This window comes from Mesorhizobium sp. WSM3873 (assembly GCF_001672445.1).
Taxonomy (GTDB): domain Bacteria; phylum Pseudomonadota; class Alphaproteobacteria; order Rhizobiales; family Rhizobiaceae; genus Mesorhizobium.
Genome location: NZ_LYTM01000004.1, coordinates 122,672 through 140,484, shown reverse-complemented (window position 1 = coordinate 140,484; position 17,813 = coordinate 122,672). Strand labels below are relative to the sequence as shown.

At 64.6% G+C, this 17,813-nt stretch carries 17 protein-coding genes; 7 read left to right on the top strand and 10 right to left on the bottom strand.

Annotated elements, in window-relative coordinates; all coding sequences use genetic code 11:
* The first annotated feature begins 123 nt into the window (after positions 1 to 123).
* Positions 124 to 1,149, top strand: a complete 1,026-nt coding sequence (locus tag A9K71_RS04260; RefSeq protein ID WP_066990814.1) for a LacI family DNA-binding transcriptional regulator — start codon at positions 124 to 126, stop codon at positions 1,147 to 1,149.
* Between the two features lie 244 nt (positions 1,150 to 1,393).
* Positions 1,394 to 2,875, top strand: a complete 1,482-nt coding sequence (locus tag A9K71_RS04255) for an esterase-like activity of phytase family protein (RefSeq protein WP_082980334.1) — start codon at positions 1,394 to 1,396, stop codon at positions 2,873 to 2,875.
* A 238-nt stretch (positions 2,876 to 3,113) separates the two neighbouring features.
* On the opposite strand, the gene A9K71_RS04250 is transcribed toward A9K71_RS04255, so the two are convergent.
* Positions 3,114 to 4,247, bottom strand: a complete 1,134-nt coding sequence (locus tag A9K71_RS04250; RefSeq protein WP_156752578.1) for an MFS transporter — start codon at positions 4,245 to 4,247, stop codon at positions 3,114 to 3,116.
* 214 nt (positions 4,248 to 4,461) lie between these two features.
* Between A9K71_RS04250 and A9K71_RS04245 the strand changes: the two genes are divergently transcribed.
* Positions 4,462 to 5,028, top strand: coding sequence for a TMEM175 family protein (locus tag A9K71_RS04245; protein ID WP_066990809.1), 567 nt, complete (start codon positions 4,462 to 4,464; stop codon positions 5,026 to 5,028).
* Positions 5,029 to 5,035: 7 nt separating this feature from the next.
* Here the strand turns inward: A9K71_RS04245 and A9K71_RS04240 are convergent, their stop codons facing one another.
* Positions 5,036 to 5,317, bottom strand: a complete 282-nt coding sequence (locus A9K71_RS04240; protein ID WP_066990806.1) for a hypothetical protein — start codon at positions 5,315 to 5,317, stop codon at positions 5,036 to 5,038.
* 149 nt (positions 5,318 to 5,466) lie between these two features.
* Here A9K71_RS04240 and A9K71_RS04235 point away from each other — a divergent pair, with 149 nt between their 5' ends.
* Positions 5,467 to 6,333 carry an SDR family NAD(P)-dependent oxidoreductase gene (locus tag A9K71_RS04235; protein WP_066990803.1) on the top strand — a complete coding sequence of 289 codons (867 nt, stop codon included), beginning with the start codon at positions 5,467 to 5,469 and terminating at the stop codon, positions 6,331 to 6,333.
* Here the strand turns inward: A9K71_RS04235 and A9K71_RS04230 are convergent.
* The 3 genes from A9K71_RS04230 to A9K71_RS04220 all read right to left on the bottom strand — a co-directional run bounded on the left by A9K71_RS04230 (position 6,320) and on the right by A9K71_RS04220 (position 8,222).
* Complete coding sequence (locus tag A9K71_RS04230) at positions 6,320 to 6,835, bottom strand: low affinity iron permease family protein (RefSeq protein WP_066990799.1); 516 nt, start codon at positions 6,833 to 6,835, stop codon at positions 6,320 to 6,322. The genes A9K71_RS04235 and A9K71_RS04230 overlap by 14 nt on opposite strands.
* A gap of 250 nt (positions 6,836 to 7,085) precedes the next feature.
* Positions 7,086 to 7,727: a DapH/DapD/GlmU-related protein gene (locus A9K71_RS04225; protein WP_066990796.1), complete on the bottom strand. Its 642-nt coding sequence runs from the start codon at positions 7,725 to 7,727 to the stop codon at positions 7,086 to 7,088.
* Between the two features lie 45 nt (positions 7,728 to 7,772).
* Positions 7,773 to 8,222 (bottom strand): CreA family protein, encoded by a 450-nt coding sequence (locus A9K71_RS04220; protein ID WP_082980332.1) that lies wholly within the window; start codon positions 8,220 to 8,222, stop codon positions 7,773 to 7,775.
* A gap of 272 nt (positions 8,223 to 8,494) precedes the next feature.
* Here A9K71_RS04220 and A9K71_RS04215 point away from each other — a divergent pair, with 272 nt between their 5' ends.
* From A9K71_RS04215 to A9K71_RS04205, 3 genes are all read left to right on the top strand, one after another.
* Complete coding sequence (locus tag A9K71_RS04215) at positions 8,495 to 9,079, top strand: SCO family protein (RefSeq protein WP_066990790.1); 585 nt, start codon at positions 8,495 to 8,497, stop codon at positions 9,077 to 9,079.
* Between the two features lie 77 nt (positions 9,080 to 9,156).
* Positions 9,157 to 10,029 carry a 50S ribosomal protein L11 methyltransferase gene (locus A9K71_RS04210; protein WP_066990787.1) on the top strand — a complete coding sequence of 291 codons (873 nt, stop codon included), beginning with the start codon at positions 9,157 to 9,159 and terminating at the stop codon, positions 10,027 to 10,029.
* 96 nt (positions 10,030 to 10,125) lie between these two features.
* The gene (locus A9K71_RS04205) at positions 10,126 to 11,970 is read left to right on the top strand and encodes an aminopeptidase P family protein (RefSeq protein ID WP_066990784.1); all 1,845 of its coding nucleotides are present in this window, start codon (positions 10,126 to 10,128) and stop codon (positions 11,968 to 11,970) included.
* 3 nt (positions 11,971 to 11,973) lie between these two features.
* On the opposite strand, the gene A9K71_RS04200 is transcribed toward A9K71_RS04205, so the two are convergent.
* From A9K71_RS04200 to recN, 5 genes are all read right to left on the bottom strand, one after another.
* Complete coding sequence (locus A9K71_RS04200) at positions 11,974 to 12,270, bottom strand: AzlD family protein (RefSeq protein WP_066990781.1); 297 nt, start codon at positions 12,268 to 12,270, stop codon at positions 11,974 to 11,976.
* Positions 12,267 to 12,995, bottom strand: coding sequence for an AzlC family ABC transporter permease (locus tag A9K71_RS04195; RefSeq protein ID WP_066990778.1), 729 nt, complete (start codon positions 12,993 to 12,995; stop codon positions 12,267 to 12,269). The genes A9K71_RS04200 and A9K71_RS04195 overlap by 4 nt, the downstream gene beginning before the upstream one ends.
* A gap of 106 nt (positions 12,996 to 13,101) precedes the next feature.
* Positions 13,102 to 13,788 (bottom strand): TIGR02453 family protein, encoded by a 687-nt coding sequence (locus A9K71_RS04190; RefSeq protein WP_066990775.1) that lies wholly within the window; start codon positions 13,786 to 13,788, stop codon positions 13,102 to 13,104.
* Complete coding sequence (gene ligA, locus A9K71_RS04185; protein ID WP_066990771.1) at positions 13,788 to 15,995, bottom strand: NAD-dependent DNA ligase LigA; 2,208 nt, start codon at positions 15,993 to 15,995, stop codon at positions 13,788 to 13,790. Before ligA ends, A9K71_RS04190 begins: the two co-directional genes overlap by 1 nt.
* A 136-nt stretch (positions 15,996 to 16,131) precedes the next feature.
* A complete protein-coding gene (recN, locus tag A9K71_RS04180) occupies positions 16,132 to 17,805 on the bottom strand; it encodes a DNA repair protein RecN (protein WP_066990768.1) in 1,674 nt (557 codons plus the stop codon).
* Positions 17,806 to 17,813: the final 8 nt, after the last annotated feature.

The window sequence follows — 17,813 nt, the reverse complement described above, 5'->3', positions numbered from 1 at the left end:
CCGTAAACGTTTACGAGAACACACCCGATGGCGTAGAATGTCAATCACCTGCTCGCGAAAATCGACATCCGCTGCTTGGCTGAACGCCGGCCGGTGCTAGCGAAGTCAGGGGGAGAACCTGCCTTGGCGTCCAGCATCCACGATCTCGCGCGTCACCTGAACATTTCGATCGGCACCGTGTCGCGCGCGCTGAACGGCCGCGCCGACGTCAATGCGGAGACGCGCCAGCGCGTGCTCGAGGCGGCCAGGAAGCTGAACTATTCGCCCAACCAGTCGGGCCGCAGCCTGCGCCAGGGCGCCACCCGCTCGATCGCCTTCATGCTGCAACCGCATCCCGGCGACCAGCAATATGGCGAGCCGTTCTTCATTCCATTCCTGACCGGCCTGCAGGCGCGGCTCGCCGAGCATGACCTGGATCTGATGGTCGTCATGGGCGAGCCCGGCCAATATCAGCAGGAGAGGCTGCGCCGCGTGGTTGAGACGCGCCGGGCCGACGCGGTCGTGTTGGCCAATACACGGCGGGAAGACGATCGGATCGACTATCTGAGCAAGGCCGGCTTTCCCTTCGCCACGCTTGGCCGAAGTCAATCCGGCGGCGACACCTATCCTTCGCTCGATATCGATTTCGAGAGGGCGGGTGATGAAGCCGTCGACCGGCTGGTCGCGCGCGGCCACCGCCGCATAGCTGCCATCCGCCCTTCGCTTGATCTCAACTTCGGCTACCTGTTCCTCGACGGCTACCGCAAGGCTCTGAAGCGGCACGGCATCGAAGTCGACCCCGGCCTGATCGCCGACGGCTTCATCAACGAGACCGGCGGCTACCAGGTGACGCCGCGTGTCATGCTCTCCAAGGACCGGCCGACAGCCATCATCTTCAACAATGACGCGATGGCGCTCGGCGGCTGCAAGGCACTGGCCGAGATGGGCATCAGGCCCGGCCACGACATCGCGGTGATCGTCATCGTCGACACGCCGCTCTGCCGCTACTTCTCGCCGACGCTGACCGCCTTCCGTCCGGCGCTGGAGCCGATGGGCCGGCGGCTGGCCGAGATGCTGCTGGCGTCACTCCCGGCCCATGCCGGTCCGGAGGGGCCACGCACGATCCGCGAAGTCTGGCCGCTGGAGCTCGTCGCGCGAGAGAGCGATTGAGCGCCCTCTCCTTCTCCCCTTGCGGGAGAAGGTGTCGCCGAAGGCGACGGATGAGGGGAGCTCCAGGGAAAGCCAACGTCTCGCTCCGCTGGAACACCCTCATCCGTCTCGGCGCTGCGCGCCGATCCACCTTCTCCCACAAGGGGAGAAGGCAAGTACCCCCCTCCTGTCACGCAAGTATCATGTTCGCGTCCTAGACCCGATGTCACGCCATTCCGGCTCTGCTCGTCACATGGGGGACATCATGAAGCACCTCAACCGAACCGTCGCGCTTGGCGTGGCACTCGCCCTGCTCACCGTGCTGAGCCCTGCGCTCGCCGAGGGTGTTGGCTATGTCAACAAAGGGCTGGTCGGCGTTGGCCGCATCCCCGCCAGCCAGAAGGACAAGTTCGGCGAGACCTTTGGTTCGGGCTCCGGCATGGCGATCGACGCCAAGAGCTGGGCGCGTGACGGCGCCGGCTACAAAGGCTCGCTCTGGCTGCTGCCGGACCGCGGCTACAACGTCGCCGGCACCACCGACTACCGGCCCCGCTTGAACACAATTGCAATCGAGCTGACCCCGACCGCCCCGGGCGCGGCGCCCGCCGCCGGCCAGGAACAGTCGGGCGTCAAGGCAACGCTCGCCGACACCATGCTTCTGACCGACGACAAGGGCGCCGACGCCACCGGCCTCGACCCGCTCAACGGCGTGCGCCCCGCTGCCGGCGACATGCCGGTCCTGCCGCAGGCCGACAACGGCAAGCTTTCGCTCGACGACGAGGCGATCGTGCGCCTGCCCGACGGCACCATGTTCATTTCCGACGAATATGGCCCCAACATCTATCGCTTTTCGGCCGACGGCCGCCTGATCTCGGCGACGCAGCCGCCGGCGGCCCTGGTGCCGATGCGCCATGGCAAGCCGAACTTCGCTTCCGACAATCCTGGCCCGGGTGCCGCCGAGCCGGATCCCAAGGATCCCGAGACCGGCCGCCAGAATAATCAGGGCCTCGAAGGCATGTCGATGACGCCGGACGGCAAGTTCCTGATCGTCGTGCTGCAGTCGGCGCCGCGCCAGGATGGCGGCGATTCCGGCTCGACCCGCCGGAATGCCCGCGCGCTGGTCTATGACGGCTCCGACCTTGCCCACCTCAAGCTGGCGCACGAATATGTCGTGCCGCTGCCGGTGTTCAAGGACGCCAAGGGCAAGACCAAGGTGGCCGCGCAGAGCGAGATCGTGGCGCTGTCCGACAAGAGCTTTCTGATGCTGGCACGCGACAGCGGCAACGGCCAGGGGCTGAAGGACGCCGAGTCGGTCTACCGCAAGATCGAGATCGTAGACCTTTCCGCCGCTACCGATATCGCCAACGGCCCGTTCGACGCCGCCGACAAGCCGGTTGCGCCGAAAGGCGTGCTCGATCCGTCGGTGACGCCGGCCAAGCTCACCTCGTTCATCGACATCAACGACAAGGGCGAACTCGGCCGTTTCGGCCTGCACAACGGCGCGCCGAACGACAGGAACAACCTCTCGGAGAAGTGGGAGGCGATGTCGCTGGTGAGCGTGCTGGACCCGAAGCTGCCCGACGACTATTTCCTGTTCGTCGCGAACGACAACGACTTTCTGACCCAGGACGGCTTCCAGGTCGGCGCCCCGTACAAGGCCGAGGATGGCGCCGATGTCGACACCACCTTCCTGGTCTATCAGGTTACCCTGCCCGGCCTGTCGGGGAACAGTCTCGCCGCAAACTAGTTGCGAAGGCATCTGGCCCAGCCCCAACGGATGCAGAAGCATCAGGCTGCGATACCATCGCGGGCCTGATGCATCTTCGGTGCCCGCCATGGACGACAACAAGCCCGCTCGCCGGGGACCGGCGACCTGACAAGCGGCCCCATCTCCGAGGACCCTCCGGCCGCAGGCGAGCCGCTGGACACCGGGTTCGGCGTGCCGCGCCGGCGCGCCAATCTCGTCGAGACACCGAAAGGGTAAACTATCGCGCGTATCTGGCGCCGAACCCGAGCGCCACCAGCGAGAAGATGGTGATCATGCCGGCGAAGGCCAGGCTTGCCACCGTCGCGCTCGTCCAACCCGACAGCACGCCGATGCCGATGACCGGCAGCGCATTGCCGCAGAAGCAGCAGATGAAGAAGGCCGAGACCACTTCGGCGCGTCGGTCGCCCGGCGCGATCTGGTTCACCACCTGCAGGCCACCGCGATAGCCGAGTGCCGCCGCCACGCCGCAAAAGCCTGTGGCAACGATCATCATCGTCATGGAGGCGAAGGCCTGCGCCGCGACGATCAGCGCCACGGTCGGGACCATCAGAACTAGCGCGGCGAGCATCGTGAAGCGACTGGACAGGCGCGCTGTCGCCAGGATCGCCGCCGCTGCCACGATCGACAGTTCGAAGAACAGCCCGCCGGCCTCGGCGTGGTTGGTCGCATGGAGCTGCTGTGCCAGAATGCTTGGCGCGAGCGCGGCGTAGAAACCGACCAGCGCCATAGCGCCGAAGCCGGTCACCGCCGGCGCCACGAATTGCGCGCGGATTTTGTCGGGGACCGAAAGCCGCGGCTGCATTGAGACGTCGGAGAGTCGTCCGGGCCTGGAGACTGTTTCCTGAGTGCGCCAGATCAGCAGCGTGATCAGCGCAAGCAGGACCAGATAAACGGCAAATGTCAGCCTGAGCGGCCAAGGCGCGTATTGGGCGAGCAATCCCGACATCAGTGCGCCGACCCCGAGACCGACGAAATTGGTGCTGGTAGCGATGACAGCCGCGCGTGACTTGTCCTCCCCTTCGATCAGCTCAGCGAGCCAAGCGGTGCCGGTTCCCGCGCCGATCCCGATGCCGAGCCCGCTGAGGATACGGGCGATGTCGAGCCACATCAGGTTTTCAGCCAAGAGGAAAAACAGCGCGCTGACCACGGCCACGCCCATCGCCGCCATGGCTGCCGGACGGCGACCGATGACATCCGACAATCGGCCGAAAAACAGAAGTGCGGCCAAATTGCCGACCACATAGACGGCATAGACCAATGTCAGGGTGATCTGCGAGAACCCGAAGGCTTGTTTATAGATGACATAGAGTGGCGTCAGAGCCGTGCTGCCGGCAAACAGTGCAGCTATCATAGCGGCACCGCGGCTCTTGCGACACCGCCGCCAAGTTCGTTGTCGCGCTTCATGGTTTGAGTGTAGCCGGCCATCGCGACCTCCGCTTGGTTGCAAGCCCAACGTCCGCGCAATTGCGGCTGTTCCGAATGCCGAACGCTCTCCTGACAGTTATGGCAGTATGGTCTCGCGCGAAATCCTCCCGTAACGTTCGTTAAACGAGGAGGGAAGAACCATGGGCAAGGGCCGGGTCGAAGCCTTCACCGATGGCGTTGTCGCTATCATCATCACGATCATGGTGCTGGAGCTTAAAGTGCCGCATGGCGAGGACCTTGCCGCGCTGGCGCCGCTTTGGCCGATCTTCTTCTGCTACGTCTTGTCCTTCATCAATGTCGGCATTTACTGGAACAATCTGCACAACATGTTCCATACCGTGCAGCGTGTCGACGGCCGGGTGCTGTGGGCCAACCTCATCTGGCTGTCGCTGATGCCGGTGACGACCGCCTTCATGGGCGAGAACCACTTCGCCCCGGTGCCGGTCGCCGTCTACGGCATCGACCTCGCGCTTTGCGCCGTTGCCTATACCATCCTGGTCTTCAAGCTTCGCCACCTGCACGGTGCCGACACTACCTTCGCCAGAGCCGTGGGCCATGACCGCAAGGGTAACATTTCGCTGGCGTTCTACATTGCCGCCGTTCTGCTGACCTCGTTCAGCCAGTGGATCAGCGTGGCGATCTACGTCCTGGTGGCAATTATCTGGTTCACTCCGGACAGGCGGTTCGAGCGTCTCGTGGAAAGATAGCGGGTTCTTACTGCCGCATCGCTTTCAGTTTTTCTGCCGCCGAGGCGGCAAGGTCGGCATAGCGCTCTTCCAGCCGCTCTGCGGCCTTGATGACGGGAAAGTCATGGCCGAACTTCTCCAGCGCCAGGCGCAGCTTTTCCGCGAAGTCCGCCTGTTGCTCCAGTGCCGAAAACAGGGTCTTGACCTGCGCCTCGCTGATATCGGGGTTGGCGAGCATCTTCGGCACATCCCGGCCCATCTGTTCGCCGGTGGCGGTCTGCTCCTTCAGGATTCCGATCCAATCGGTCAATGCCGAACTCCTTTTCCGGCAGCATGCGCGGGGCAAGCTGCTGCGGTCAACCCATTGGCGGTACCGCCGTCGATGATTGCAGCGATCAAGGCTTGCCTCGCCCCTGATCGGCGTTAAGTTCGGCTCGACCCGGAATAAGGACATCAACCATGACCAGCGACGCCGAAATCCAGACCGCCCTGCCCGCTTTCGCCTCCGGCAATGTCGCCGTCATCACCGGCGGCGCCAGCGGCATAGGCCTGGCCGCCGCGAAGCGCTTCGCGGCCATGGGCATGAAGACCGTGCTTGCCGACATAGGCGGCGTGCGCCTCGACCAGGCCCGGCAGGCGGTCGCCGTCATTGCCGGGGACGATGCCGTTCTCCCTATCCCCACCGACGTCTCCAAGGCCGAGGAAGTCGACCGGCTCGCGGACCTCGCCTACGGTGCATTCGGTGCGATTTCGGTAATGATGAACAATGCCGGCGTCGGCAACAATCCCGGCAAGCCGTGGGAAAATCGTGAAGCCTGGAAACGGCTGCTGGACATCAATTTCTGGGGCGTCGTGCATGGTGTCGGGGCCTTTGCGCCGCGCATGCTGGCTGCGGGCGAGCCCGGCCTGATCATCAACACCGGATCCAAGCAAGGCATCACCACGCCGCCCGGCAATCTCGCCTACAACGTCTCCAAGGCGGGCGTGAAGACCTTCACCGAGGGCCTGGCCCATGCGTTGCGCAACGAGCCTGGAGCGAAGCTTTCCGCGCATTTGCTGATCCCCGGCTTCACCTATACCGGCCTGACCGAGGGCGCGACGGAAAAGCCGGCCGGCGCCTGGACGGGCGAGCAGGTGATCGATTTCATGCTGGCATCGCTCAAGCAGGACGACTTCTACATCCTTTGCCCGGACAACGAGGTCGCTCGGCCCATGGATGAAAAGCGCATGGCCTGGGCGATCGGCGACATCATCGAAAACCGCCCCGCTTTGTCGCGCTGGCATCCGGATCACAAGGACGCTTTCGCCGCCTTTATGAACCGCTGACGGGCCGTTCAGGCGGCGCCTTCCTCTTAGAGCTTGCCTTCCGTGGCACGGTCTTGTTGGCGGCCGCCTCAGCGATCTTGCGGTCGCGCCCGGAACCGTTTTTTATCGTCATAGCCTGCTTGGCCGCTGTTTCGGCGATTTTGCGGTCGTGCCGTTTTGCCGCCGCTTCGCATTTGGCGCGGATCTCCTCGACCTCCGATTCCGTCAGGTGCTCGATGCCGATGAAATGGTTGTGGGCCTCGCTGACGCGAATCAACTCGTCGAGCTTGGTCTGGATTGCGGCGCCATCGCGGTTCTGCGTGTTCTGGATCAGGAACACCATCAGGAAGGTGATGATGGTTGTCCCGGTGTTGATCACCAGTTGCCAGGTATCCGAGAAGCCGAAGACCGGGCCAGTCGCGGCCCAGATCACTACGATCAGAACGCAGACGGCAAAAGTCAAAGGCATACCGGCCAGGTGAGCCACCCAATTGGCAACCTTGGTGAAAAGCTTTTCGATCATCCATTCCTCACAAAACGCAAGAGCGCGGCATTTCGAGAGAAACAAGGGCCGGCCTCTCCGGTTCCCGCCGGCCCGATTTTCCGCCTGCAATCGCATACACGCGAGAGGCGCATGCCGACGAAAAAACACCTTATGCGTTGTTGCCATGGTGCCGGTGCAGGTCGAAAAGCCTGCTCGTTCCGCTTCACGGCGGCTTACCTCCGGCCCCTTCAGCTGCTCCCCCCGCATGGCGGAGGGGCGCTTCACGGGTTCAGGTCGCGGCGTTTTCCCAACGATCGAGGAAGGCCTCGATCGGCAACGACTGCATGTCCGGGATCGCCCTGGCGAGTTTTTCCGGCGTCCAGTCCCACCAGGCGAGGTCTTCAATGCGCGCCGCCACGTCGGCGCTAAAGCGCTGGCGCAAGGGTTTGGCCGGAACGCCGGCGACGACAGCGTAAGGCGGCACGTCCTGCGTCACCACCGCGTTGGCACCGATGACGGCGCCATTGCCGATCATGATGCCTGGCATGATGACGGCGCCATGGCCGATCCAGACATCGTTCCCGATGCTGACCGGCTTTGCCTGCCGCCGCTCTCGAAATGCCGCGTCGACACCAAGCCAGCGGAAATATTCGTTGGGCCGGTAGCTTACCTTGTGCTGGGTCAGCCGCTCGATCGGATGCTCGAGCGCGTTGATGCGGCTGTTGGCGGCAATGGAGCAGAACTTGCCGATCGTCGTGTAGATCGCTTCCGAATGACGCTCGAAATAGGAAAAATCGCCGACCGTCACGTCGCGCAGGATCACCCGCTCGCCGATCGATGCATAGCGGCCAAGCTTGCACCCCTTCAGCTCCGCGGTCGGATGGATGCGCGGCTCGGGATCCTTTGCAACGAGATGTTCAGGACGGTCCATGGCGCGGCTTTACGCCCGAGCGATTGCCCCGGCAAGCGGGACCAATCATCCGGGCGGATCGGAGCCTAATTGCGGCTTGCCCTTGGTCCACACGACGTTCTGGCCATAGAGCGGCACGGTCGTGACCGACATCTTCGCCGAGCCGTTCTGGACCTGGCGCGAATGCGAGAGATAGATCAGCGTCTCGTTCTTCTTGTCGTAGATGCGGTTCACCACCTGTTTCTTCCAGATCAGGCTGAGGCCCTGCTTGAACACCTCTTCGCCGCGCTCGCTCATGTCGATGTCGCCGATGGTGATCGGCCCGGTCTGGCGGCAGGAGATCGACGAGTCCGACGGATCCTCGAACCAGTTGCCCTTGTGCAGCCGATCGATGATGCTGCGGTCGAAATAGGCGACATGGCAGGTGACGCCGTCGACCTTTGGATCCTTGATCGCATCGATCATGATGTCGTTGCCGACCCAGTCGACGCCGACCTTGCCGACCTCGTCCGCCATCGCTGCGCCGGCGCCGAGGGCAATGCAGGCGGCAATCAAGCCGATCAGTTTTCGCAAGGAAGCCTCCTCGGGTTTTGCGTTTAGCCGATGTCAGGTGGGACAGGACAATGGCATTTGCAAGCCATTCGATGATCGTCGCGACGGAGGCGGCAGGTCTCGTGGTTGCGGCAACGCGACCTCTTTGCGCGCGCGCCGCCAAACCGCTAAGACTGTCGCCGAACAGGCTCGCGCCGGATCCGCCGGGCCGCGACGATCGCAACGGATAGTTTCTGATGATGCGCTCAATTCTGGTCGGCATCCTCGTCCTGATGGCGGCGGGCATCGGCTGGCTCACTTTCGACTGGTATCGCGGCCATTATGGCGGCCAGCCCTACGGCGCACCGTTCACACTGATCGACCAGAAGAGCGCGCCGATCACCGAGGCCGCGTTCCGGGGCCACCCAAGCGTCGTCTTCTTCGGCTTCACTCATTGTCCGGAAGTCTGCCCGACAACGCTGTTCGAAATGGCCGGCTGGCTGAAGACGATGGGCGACAGCGGCAAGAACCTCAACGCCTACTTCGTCACGGTCGACCCGGAGCGGGACACGCCGCAGATCATCAATTCCTACGTCGGCAACTTCTCCGACCGCATCACCGGCATCACCGGCGATCCGGACAAGGTGCATGCAATGGCCAAGGCCTTCGGCATCTATTGGAAGAAGGTCGACACCGGCGACGGCGATTACACGATGGACCACACGGCCTCCGTGCTGCTCCTCAACGCCAAGGGCGAGTTCGCCGGCACCATCGCCTATGGCGAAAGCGCCGACACGGCTATTGCGAAGCTGAAGCGGCTCGCAGCAGGCGGCCAGGCGTGATCCCGAACCGAAGGTTTGCGTAGCAACAAGTGGAACCGGTTCTCGGAAATGATCACGCTCAAACATGAGTCGCCCTGATGGGGCAGACCAGGTTCCATTTCACCGCGGGCAAGGCCGAGGCTGACCGCATCTTCGCGGCGCTTGATGCAGCCTTCGAGGACGAAGGCCTGCCGCTTGCCGTGCTGGAGGTCGACGAGGCCAATGACATCCACGAAGTGTCGCTCTATGCCGATGGCAATGTCGATGCCGTCGCAGTCCGGATCAACCGCATACTCGCGGACCTCGCCCTGCCGAAGCAGGTCGAGCGCGAGGCGCTCCCCGACATCGACTGGGTTGCACGCTCGCTCGAAGGACTGAAGCCGGTCCGCGCCGGGCGTTTCTTTGTCCACGGCGCACATGATCGCGACAAGCGCCGCAGCGGTGACCTCGCCATTGAGATCGAGGCGGGTCTTGCCTTCGGCACCGGCCATCACGGCACCACGGCCGGCTGCCTCGAACTGCTGGAACAGGTGGTGCTGCGCGAACGCCCCGGCAACGCGCTCGACCTCGGCACCGGCAGTGCCGTGCTGGCGATAGCGCTGGCCAAGCTCGCGCACATTCCGGTGCTGGCGACCGACATCGATCCGGTCGCCGTTCGCGTCGCTGCGACCAATGCGCGACTCAATCACGTGAAGGCGCTTGTCGAGACGGTGACGGCGCCCGGCTTCCACCATCCGATCTTCGCCAGGCGCGCGCCCTTCGACCTCATCGTCGCCAATATCCTGGCGCGCCCGCTGATGCGGTTGGCGCCCGAGATGGCCAGGCACATCAGGTTCGGCGGCTCGCTGGTGCTCTCCGGCATTCTCGACCGTCAGCGCGATGCGGTGATCTCGGCCTATGTCGGCCAGAGCTTCCGCCACGTCCGCACCTTGCACCGCGAGGGCTGGGTGACCATCCACCTCAAGCGCTGAAAACCGGACTGTTCAAAACTGGCCCTGTCGAAATCGATTCCGGTTTCGAAGACCTTGAGCTACGGTCGCACGAGCCATTCCAGGAGATGCGGCAAAATGTTCCAGACCTTTGATTCCGCCGGCGATCCGGCTGTCGGCAAGCCGCGCGTGGCGACGCTGCGCCAATGGCTGGCCGAGAACAAGCTGGACGGCTTCATGGTGCCGCGCGCCGACGAGCATCAGGGCGAATATGTCGCCGACCGCTCGGCCCGGCTGAAATGGCTGACCGGCTTTTCCGGCTCAGCGGGCGTCGCCATCATACTGCGCGACCGCGCCTTCATCTTCGTTGACGGCCGCTACACGCTGCAGGTGCGCAATGAGGTCGATCTTTCGATCTTCACCGTCGAGAGCCTCGTCGACAATCCGCCGGCCTCCTGGATCAAGGACAAACTCGGCAAAGGGGCTAGGCTCGGCTTCGACCCTTGGCTGCACACGATCGGCGAGATCAAGGCATTGAAAGCCTCGGCCGAGCAGTCCGGCGCGACACTGGTGCCGCTCGACAAGAATCCGATCGACATCATCTGGGAAGATCAGCCCGAGCCGCCGCGCGCACCCGTGGAACTCCATCCGATCGCCTTCGCCGGCGAACTCGCCAAGGACAAGCTGGCGCGGCTGGCGGGCGCGATCGAAAAGGAGGGCGCGACGCACGCCGTGCTCACCGACCCTTCTTCCATCGCCTGGGCCTTCAACATCCGCGGCGGCGACGTGGCGCATACGCCGCTGGCGCTCGGCTTCGCCATTCTTGCCGCCGACGGCAAGCATCAACTCTTCATGGACCAGCGCAAATTTTCGCGCCAGGTCGCGGCCTATCTCACCCAGCTCGCCGATCCGTACGATCCCGGCGCGTTCGAGGCAGCCGTCGCTGAGCTTGCCAAGGACGGCGCAAAAATCGCGCTCGATCCCGTGCTGGCGGCGGAAAAGCTCAAGATGCTGGTCGAGGGCAATGGCGGCACCGTTGTCCCTGCGCCAGACCCCGCCCGCATTCCGCGCGCCACCAAGAACCAGGCCGAGGTCGCCGGCAGCCGCGCCGCGCATCGTCGCGACGGCGCCGCAGTCGCCAAGCTGCTCTGCTGGCTCGACCGGCAGAAGCCGGATACGCTCGACGAGATCGACGTCGTGACCAAACTCGAGGAGGTGCGGCGGCAGACCGGCGAGGAAACGCAGATGCCGCTGCGCGACGTCTCCTTCGACACGATTTCCGGCGCCGGCCCGAACGGCGCCATCATGCACTACCGCGTCTCCCCCGCCACTAGCCGCAAGCTCCAAAGCGGCGAGCTGTTCCTGCTCGATTCCGGCGGACAATACCAGGACGGCACCACCGACATCACCCGCACCGTGCCGATCGGCCTGCCGACTGAGGAGATGCGCGAGCGCTTCACGCTGGTGCTGAAGGGCATGATCGGCATCTCGACGCTGCGCTTTCCGGCTGGCACGCGCGGTTCGGAAATCGATGCCGTTGCCCGCGTGGCGCTGTGGAAGCACGGCTGCGACTTCGCCCACGGCACCGGCCATGGCGTCGGCTCATACCTGGCCGTGCATGAGGGCCCGCAGCGCATTGCCCGCACCGGCACCGAGAAACTGCTTGCCGGCATGATGCTGTCCAACGAGCCGGGCTATTACAAGGAAGGCTCCTACGGCATTCGCATCGAGAACCTGATCCTGGTCACGCCTGCCGAGCAGATCGAGGGCGGCGACATCGCCATGCACGGCTTCGAGACGCTGACGCTGGCGCCGATCGACAAGCGCCTCATCCGCAGCGACTTGCTGACCCGCGACGAGTTGCACTGGCTCGACCAGTATCACGCGCGGGTTCTGGCCGAGATCGGTCCGATGGTGGACGGCGAGACGCTGGCCTGGCTGGAGAAAGCCACGGCGCCGCTGCCGCACGACGCCAAGATCTGACTTCTAGCCGACGAACTGCCTGGCGACGATCAGCACCGCCGCGCCGCCCAGAAACATCGCCATCAGGCCGCCGCGCAGCGACACCAGCGCGGTGACGATCAGCGCTGCCCATTCGGCCGGTCCGGCGCCGAGCGCGGCAGGCGCTACAAGTGTCGTCAGCACAGCGGCCGGCACGGCGTTGAGGCCGGCCTCGACGCGCGGGTGGACGGTCTCGAAGCGCGAGATGACGAGATGGCCGCCAACACGGGTGAGATAGGTGGCGACGGCGCCGGCGAGGATGATCCAGAAGGTCGTGCTCATGTGCGCTTCCCCACGCCGCTATGATGCGGCGGCAGAATGACCGCCAGAAGGACGCCGGCAATGGCGCCGATCGAGACATGCCACGGCGAGCCGACCGTCTTGTAGGCGACGATCGAGGCGGCCGCGCTGGCGACGACCACCGGCAGCCACAGCGGCCGTTTGCGGAAGCCGAGAACCAGGCCGAGGAAATAGATCGGCAGCAGGAAATCGATGCCCAGCGCATGGGTATCCGGGATCATCTTGCCGAAGACCGCGCCGAGCGCGCTTTCGGCCACCCAGAACACATAGACCGGCAGGCCGAGCCCGAGATACCAGACGAACCCGACCGATCGGCCGGAGGCCGCGCGCGCCTCGGCCACGGCATATTGCGGATCGGTCAGGATGAAATAGCCTAGCGCCTGCTGCAGCAGCGGCCAATGCGCCATGCGCCGGCCGATGCCGGCGGAATAGAGCACGTGACGGAAATTCACCGCGAAGATCGAGAGCACGATCAGCCAGGGCGCGACATGCTGGCCGAACAATTCGATGCCGACCATCTGGCTGGCGCCGCCGAAGATCAGCGCGCTCATGAGGAATGCTTCCAGGACCGAAAACCCGTTGTCCACGGCAATCGCGCCGAACAGGATCGCGAACGGCGCTGAGGCGACCACGACCGGCATCGACAACCGCACGCCGTCCCAGAAATCGCTCCTCGCACGGCTTTCGGAGATTGCTTCCGCCGTCATCCAACTGCTCCCTTGAGCGGCTTGATTTAGGGAGCGTCGCCCCGCTTGTCACACCAATTCGCTTGAGCCGACGATCAGCGGAACTGATTGCCGGGCTTTGAGCGGCTCAGGTAGCCTTGCCCTGGATCGCCCTGCCCCAATCGAGCAGCGGCTTGGCGCGCAAGGTGAAGCCGACGAGATCGTCAACCAGCGCCGCCATGTAGATGGTTTCGGGATCAATATCATGCCGCACCACGAAATGGCGGTTGCGGACGGCTTGCGCGAGATCGGCTTCGCTGACGTCCTCGAAACCGCGCGGCGCCCGCTTCAGGCAATCTTCCCTATCCAGCTCCAGTCCAGCCTTTTTCAGTGCTGAAATCATGGCGCGGAAGGCGGCCGGCTTCGTCACGATCGCCTTGCGCATCGCCTGCAGCAACTCCGGTCCGGGCTGCCACCAGGCGACGCCGGCAAAGCAGCGCTCGAGGCCGATATGCACATAGAACACGCCCTGCTCCATCTTGGTGCCGTCGGGCGACAGGATTGCCGACAAATGCCGGTTGTAGGGGCGCTTGTCCTTGGAAAAGCGCACGTCGCGATTGATGCGGAACAGCGACTTCTTGCGGTCGCCGCGCAGGCCAAGCCTCGCCGCGGCGAAACGCTCGCTGAGCGTCTCAACGAGATCGCAAAACGGCTCGTGCAACTCACTCTCGTAGAGACTGCGGTTTTCCTGGAACCATTCGCGGCTCTGGTGGAAGTCGAGAGCCTTGAGGAAGGGAATGGCCTTCTCGCCAAAACCCTTGAACGCTCCGGCCATCAGCCGCCCCTGCCGATGCGCTGCAGCCAGGTGTCCTCGTCGATCACCTCGATGCCGAGATCGCTTGCAACCTTGAGCTTGGAGCCGGCGCCCGGACCCGCCACCACCAGATCGGTCTTGGCCGACACCGAGCCGGCGACCTTCGCCCCGAGGCGCTCCGCCATCGCCTTGGCCTCGGAGCGCGTCATCTTTTCCAGCGTGCCGGTGAACACCACCGTCTTGCCGGATACCTCGCTGCCGGCCGAGATCTCGACCACATAGGGCTTCGGATGGACTTGCGCGAGCAGCGCATCGAGCACGTCGTCATTGCGCTCATTGCCGAAGAAGTCGCGCAAGGCGTTGATCACGGTATCGCCGATGCCGTTGATCGACGGGAACACGTCATGCGGATCCTGCGCCTTCGCCGTCTCTTTGCCAACGCGGATCAGTTCCTCGATGGTCGAGAACTGGCGGGCAAGCACCGCCGCCGTGGTCTCGCCGATATGGCGGATGCCGAGCGCGAAGATGAAGCGGTCGAGCTCCGGCTCGCGGCGCGCGTCGATGGCTGCGAACAGCTTGTCGAGGCCTTCGTAGTTGCGATCTTCGACGCTGCGCACATTCTTGCGCGTCTTGCCCGATGCGGCCTCGCGCAGTCTCGCCTGCTCCTCACGCCGCTCCGCCAGCGCCTTGGTGACGGCCGGCCGGCGGTCCTTCAGCGTGAAGATGTCGGCGGCGGTCTTGACCAACCCGGCATTGAAGAACAGGTCGATGTTCTCGGCGCCGAGACCCTCGATGTCGAGCGCGCCGCGCGACACGAAGTGGCGCAGCCCCTCTACGGCCTGCGCTGCGCAGATCAGCTCGCCGGTGCAGCGGCGCCGCGAATCCTCCTTGCCGGTCTTCTCGTTGATCTCGCGCGTCGCCGGCGAGCCGCAGACCGGGCAGGTGTGCGGGAACTCATACGGCACCGCATCGGCCGGCCGCTTGTCGATGACGACCCTGACGATCTGCGGGATGACGTCCCCTGCCCGCTGGATCACCACCGTGTCGCCGATGCGAACGTCAATGCCGTCGCGGATCGGCTGCCCATTGCTGTCAAAACCCTTGATGTAATCTTCATTGTGCAGCGTGACGTTTTCCACCACCACGCCGCCGACCGTCACCGGCGCCAGCCGCGCCACCGGCGCCAACGTGCCGGTGCGGCCCACCTGGATGTCGATCTTCTCAACCGTCGTCATCGCCTGTTCGGCCGGGAATTTGTGGGCAACTGCCCAGCGCGGCTCGCCGGTCACAAAACCCCAGCGGCGCTGCAGCTCGAGCTGGTCGACCTTGTAGACAACGCCGTCGATGTCGTAGCCCAGCGAAGAACGCTGCTCCTCGATCCGATGATAGTGCGCGATGAGGTCGTCGATCGACTTCGCCCGCACCATCAGCGGACTGACCTGGAATCCCCATTCCTTGAATTTCTGCACGGAACCGTACTGGGTTGGAGCGGGATCTGCCGTCGTGTAGCCCCAGGCATAGGCGAAGAATTTCAGATTGCGGCTGGCGGTGACGGCTGGATCCTTCTGGCGCAGCGACCCGGCCGCCGTGTTGCGCGGATTGACATAGTCCTGGCCGCCGATAGCTGCCGAGCGCTGCTTCAAAGCCTCGAACTCCGCGTAGGTCATGTAGACCTCGCCGCGGATTTCGATGACCTCCGGCCAGCCCGAGCCCTGCAACTTCTTCGGGATGTCGGCGATGGTCTTGAGATTGGCGGTGATGTCCTCGCCGACCGCGCCGTCGCCGCGCGTCGCGCCTTGCACGAAGATGCCGTTTTCGTAGCGCAGTGATGCCGATAGCCCGTCGATCTTCGGCTCCGCCGTGAAGGCGATATCGAGGTCCTTGTCGCGGTCGAAGAAGCGCCGGCCACGCTCGATGAAATCGGCCACGTCCTGGTCGGTATAGGCCTTGGCGAGGCTCAGCATCGGCACGGCATGCCGCACCTTGGTGAAGCCTTCCGCCGGCGGCGCGCCGACCCGACGCGACGGCGAATCCTCGCGAACGAGATCGGGAAAGCGCCCCTCGATGGCAAGGTTGCGCCGCGCCAGTGCGTCGTATTCGGCGTCCGAAATCGTGGGCGCATCCTCCATATGGTAGCGCCGGTCGTGCTCGGCGATCTCCGCCGCCAGCCGCTTCAGCTCCTCCGCGGCCTCGCTTTCGCTCAGCGAATCGACTGGTTTTTCAGACATGAAGCGCGGTCCTCGAATTGTGGCGGGCCACTATAAATCAGGATTCGGTATGGAGGAGTCGGCTTGCGCAAAAATCATTGCCGAACAGCAGGATGCAGCCACCTGCTGACTCGGCGTTCCCGGGGAATCAAGAAGCCTAGGCTGCCGCCGTGTTCTCGCGCAGCAACCGCTCAGCGGCGGCGCGCGCTTCATCGGTGATGGTGGCGCCGGCCAGCATGCGCGCGATCTCTTCCTGGCGCGCCGCGCGATCCATTTCGGCAATGCCGGTGGCGACACGGTCCTTGCCGCCGGACTTCGAGATTAGAAAATGCGTCGCGGCGCGCGCCGCCACTTGCGGCGCATGCGTGACCGAAAGCACCTGCACCCGCTTCGACAGCCTCGCCAGCCGCTGGCCGATGGCGTCGGCCACGGCGCCGCCGACGCCGGTGTCGATCTCGTCGAAGACCAGGGTCGGCGCCGAGCCGCGGTCGGCAAGCGCCACCTTCAGCGCCAGAAGGAAGCGCGACAGCTCGCCGCCCGACGCAACCTTCATCATCGGCCCGGGCCGTGTGCCCGGATTGGTGCGCACCCAGAACTCGACCTGGTCGATGCCTTCTTCCATGCGGCTTTCGGCATCGCTCACCATCTCGACGATGAACTCGGCCCGCTCAAGCTTGAGGGCCGGCAGTTCGGCCATCACCGCCTTGGTGAGGCCCGCCGCCGCCGCATGGCGCAACGAAGAGAGCTGCGCCGCGGCTATGTCGTAAGCTTCGCGCGCGGCGGCGGCTTGTTTTTCAAGCCCGTGCAGTCGTTCCTCGCCCGCATCGAGATCGGCAAGGTCGGCCGCCATCGTGTCGCGCAGCTGCGCCAGATCGTCGACCGCGACATTGTGCTTGCGTGAGGCCGCGCGCAGCGAGAACAGCCGCTCTTCGGCCTTTTCCAGTCGCTGCGGATCGTATTCGGTGGCGCGTAGTGCTGTCTGGACGCCGGACTGCGCCGCGTCGAGCGAGATCATTGCCTCGTCCAGCGACTTGACCACATCGTCGAGCAGGCCCGGCACCTCACCCGATTTGCGCTGCAGCCGCCTGAGCAGGCTGGCGAGCTGCGGCAGGGGCGAAGACGGCCCCGACAGCACATCCTGCGCATCGTGAATCTCGGACGCGATCTTTTCGGCGCGCATCATCTGGGCGCGCAATTCGGCAAGCTCGGTCTCTTCGCCCGGCTGCGGATCGAGCTTCGCCAACTCGGCGACCGAGGCCCTGAGATAATCGGCCTCGCGCGCCGCCGCCTCGACCTTGGCGCGGTGCCGCGAAAGCTCCTGTTCGCAGTTCCGCCAATAGCGCCAGGCTTCGCCCGTCCCGCGCACGGCGCCGAGATGGCCGCCGAAACTATCCAGCAATTCGCGGTGGGCGCCGGGATCGACGAGCGCCCGCTCGTCATGCTGGCCGTGTATCTCGACCAGCGCGCGGCCGACGTCGCGCATCAGGGTCACGCTGGACGGCTGATCATTGACGAAGACGCGGGTACGTCCGTCGGCGGTCTGCACGCGGCGCAGGATGATGTCGCCATCATCCTCGATGTCGTTGTCGGCAAGCAGCGCGCGCGCCGGGTGGTTGCGCGGCACGTCGAACACGGCGATGACCTGGCCCTGCGCCGCGCCATGGCGGACGAGCGAAGCGTCGCCGCGCGCGCCAAGCGCCAGCGACAGCGCATCGAGCAGGATGGATTTGCCGGCGCCGGTCTCGCCGGTCAGCACCGAAAGCCCCGGCAAGAAGTCGATGTCCAGCTTCTCGATCAGGACGATATCGCGGATCGACAGTCTGGACAGCATCAGAAGTG

Coding starts and splice junctions, on each gene's coding strand:
- A9K71_RS04255 (WP_082980334.1), top strand. CDS start 1,394: ATGAAGCACCTCAACCGAACCGTCGCGCTTGGCGTGGCACTCGCCCTG.
- A9K71_RS04250 (WP_156752578.1), bottom strand. CDS start 4,247: ATGATAGCTGCACTGTTTGCCGGCAGCACGGCTCTGACGCCACTCTAT.
- A9K71_RS04245 (WP_066990809.1), top strand. CDS start 4,462: ATGGGCAAGGGCCGGGTCGAAGCCTTCACCGATGGCGTTGTCGCTATC.
- A9K71_RS04235 (WP_066990803.1), top strand. CDS start 5,467: ATGACCAGCGACGCCGAAATCCAGACCGCCCTGCCCGCTTTCGCCTCC.
- A9K71_RS04230 (WP_066990799.1), bottom strand. CDS start 6,835: ATGATCGAAAAGCTTTTCACCAAGGTTGCCAATTGGGTGGCTCACCTG.
- A9K71_RS04225 (WP_066990796.1), bottom strand. CDS start 7,727: ATGGACCGTCCTGAACATCTCGTTGCAAAGGATCCCGAGCCGCGCATC.
- A9K71_RS04220 (WP_082980332.1), bottom strand. CDS start 8,222: ATGGCGGACGAGGTCGGCAAGGTCGGCGTCGACTGGGTCGGCAACGAC.
- A9K71_RS04215 (WP_066990790.1), top strand. CDS start 8,495: ATGATGCGCTCAATTCTGGTCGGCATCCTCGTCCTGATGGCGGCGGGC.
- A9K71_RS04210 (WP_066990787.1), top strand. CDS start 9,157: ATGGGGCAGACCAGGTTCCATTTCACCGCGGGCAAGGCCGAGGCTGAC.
- A9K71_RS04205 (WP_066990784.1), top strand. CDS start 10,126: ATGTTCCAGACCTTTGATTCCGCCGGCGATCCGGCTGTCGGCAAGCCG.
- A9K71_RS04200 (WP_066990781.1), bottom strand. CDS start 12,270: ATGAGCACGACCTTCTGGATCATCCTCGCCGGCGCCGTCGCCACCTAT.
- A9K71_RS04195 (WP_066990778.1), bottom strand. CDS start 12,995: ATGACGGCGGAAGCAATCTCCGAAAGCCGTGCGAGGAGCGATTTCTGG.
- A9K71_RS04190 (WP_066990775.1), bottom strand. CDS start 13,788: ATGGCCGGAGCGTTCAAGGGTTTTGGCGAGAAGGCCATTCCCTTCCTC.
- ligA (WP_066990771.1), bottom strand. CDS start 15,995: ATGTCTGAAAAACCAGTCGATTCGCTGAGCGAAAGCGAGGCCGCGGAG.
- recN (WP_066990768.1), bottom strand. CDS start 17,805: ATGCTGTCCAGACTGTCGATCCGCGATATCGTCCTGATCGAGAAGCTG.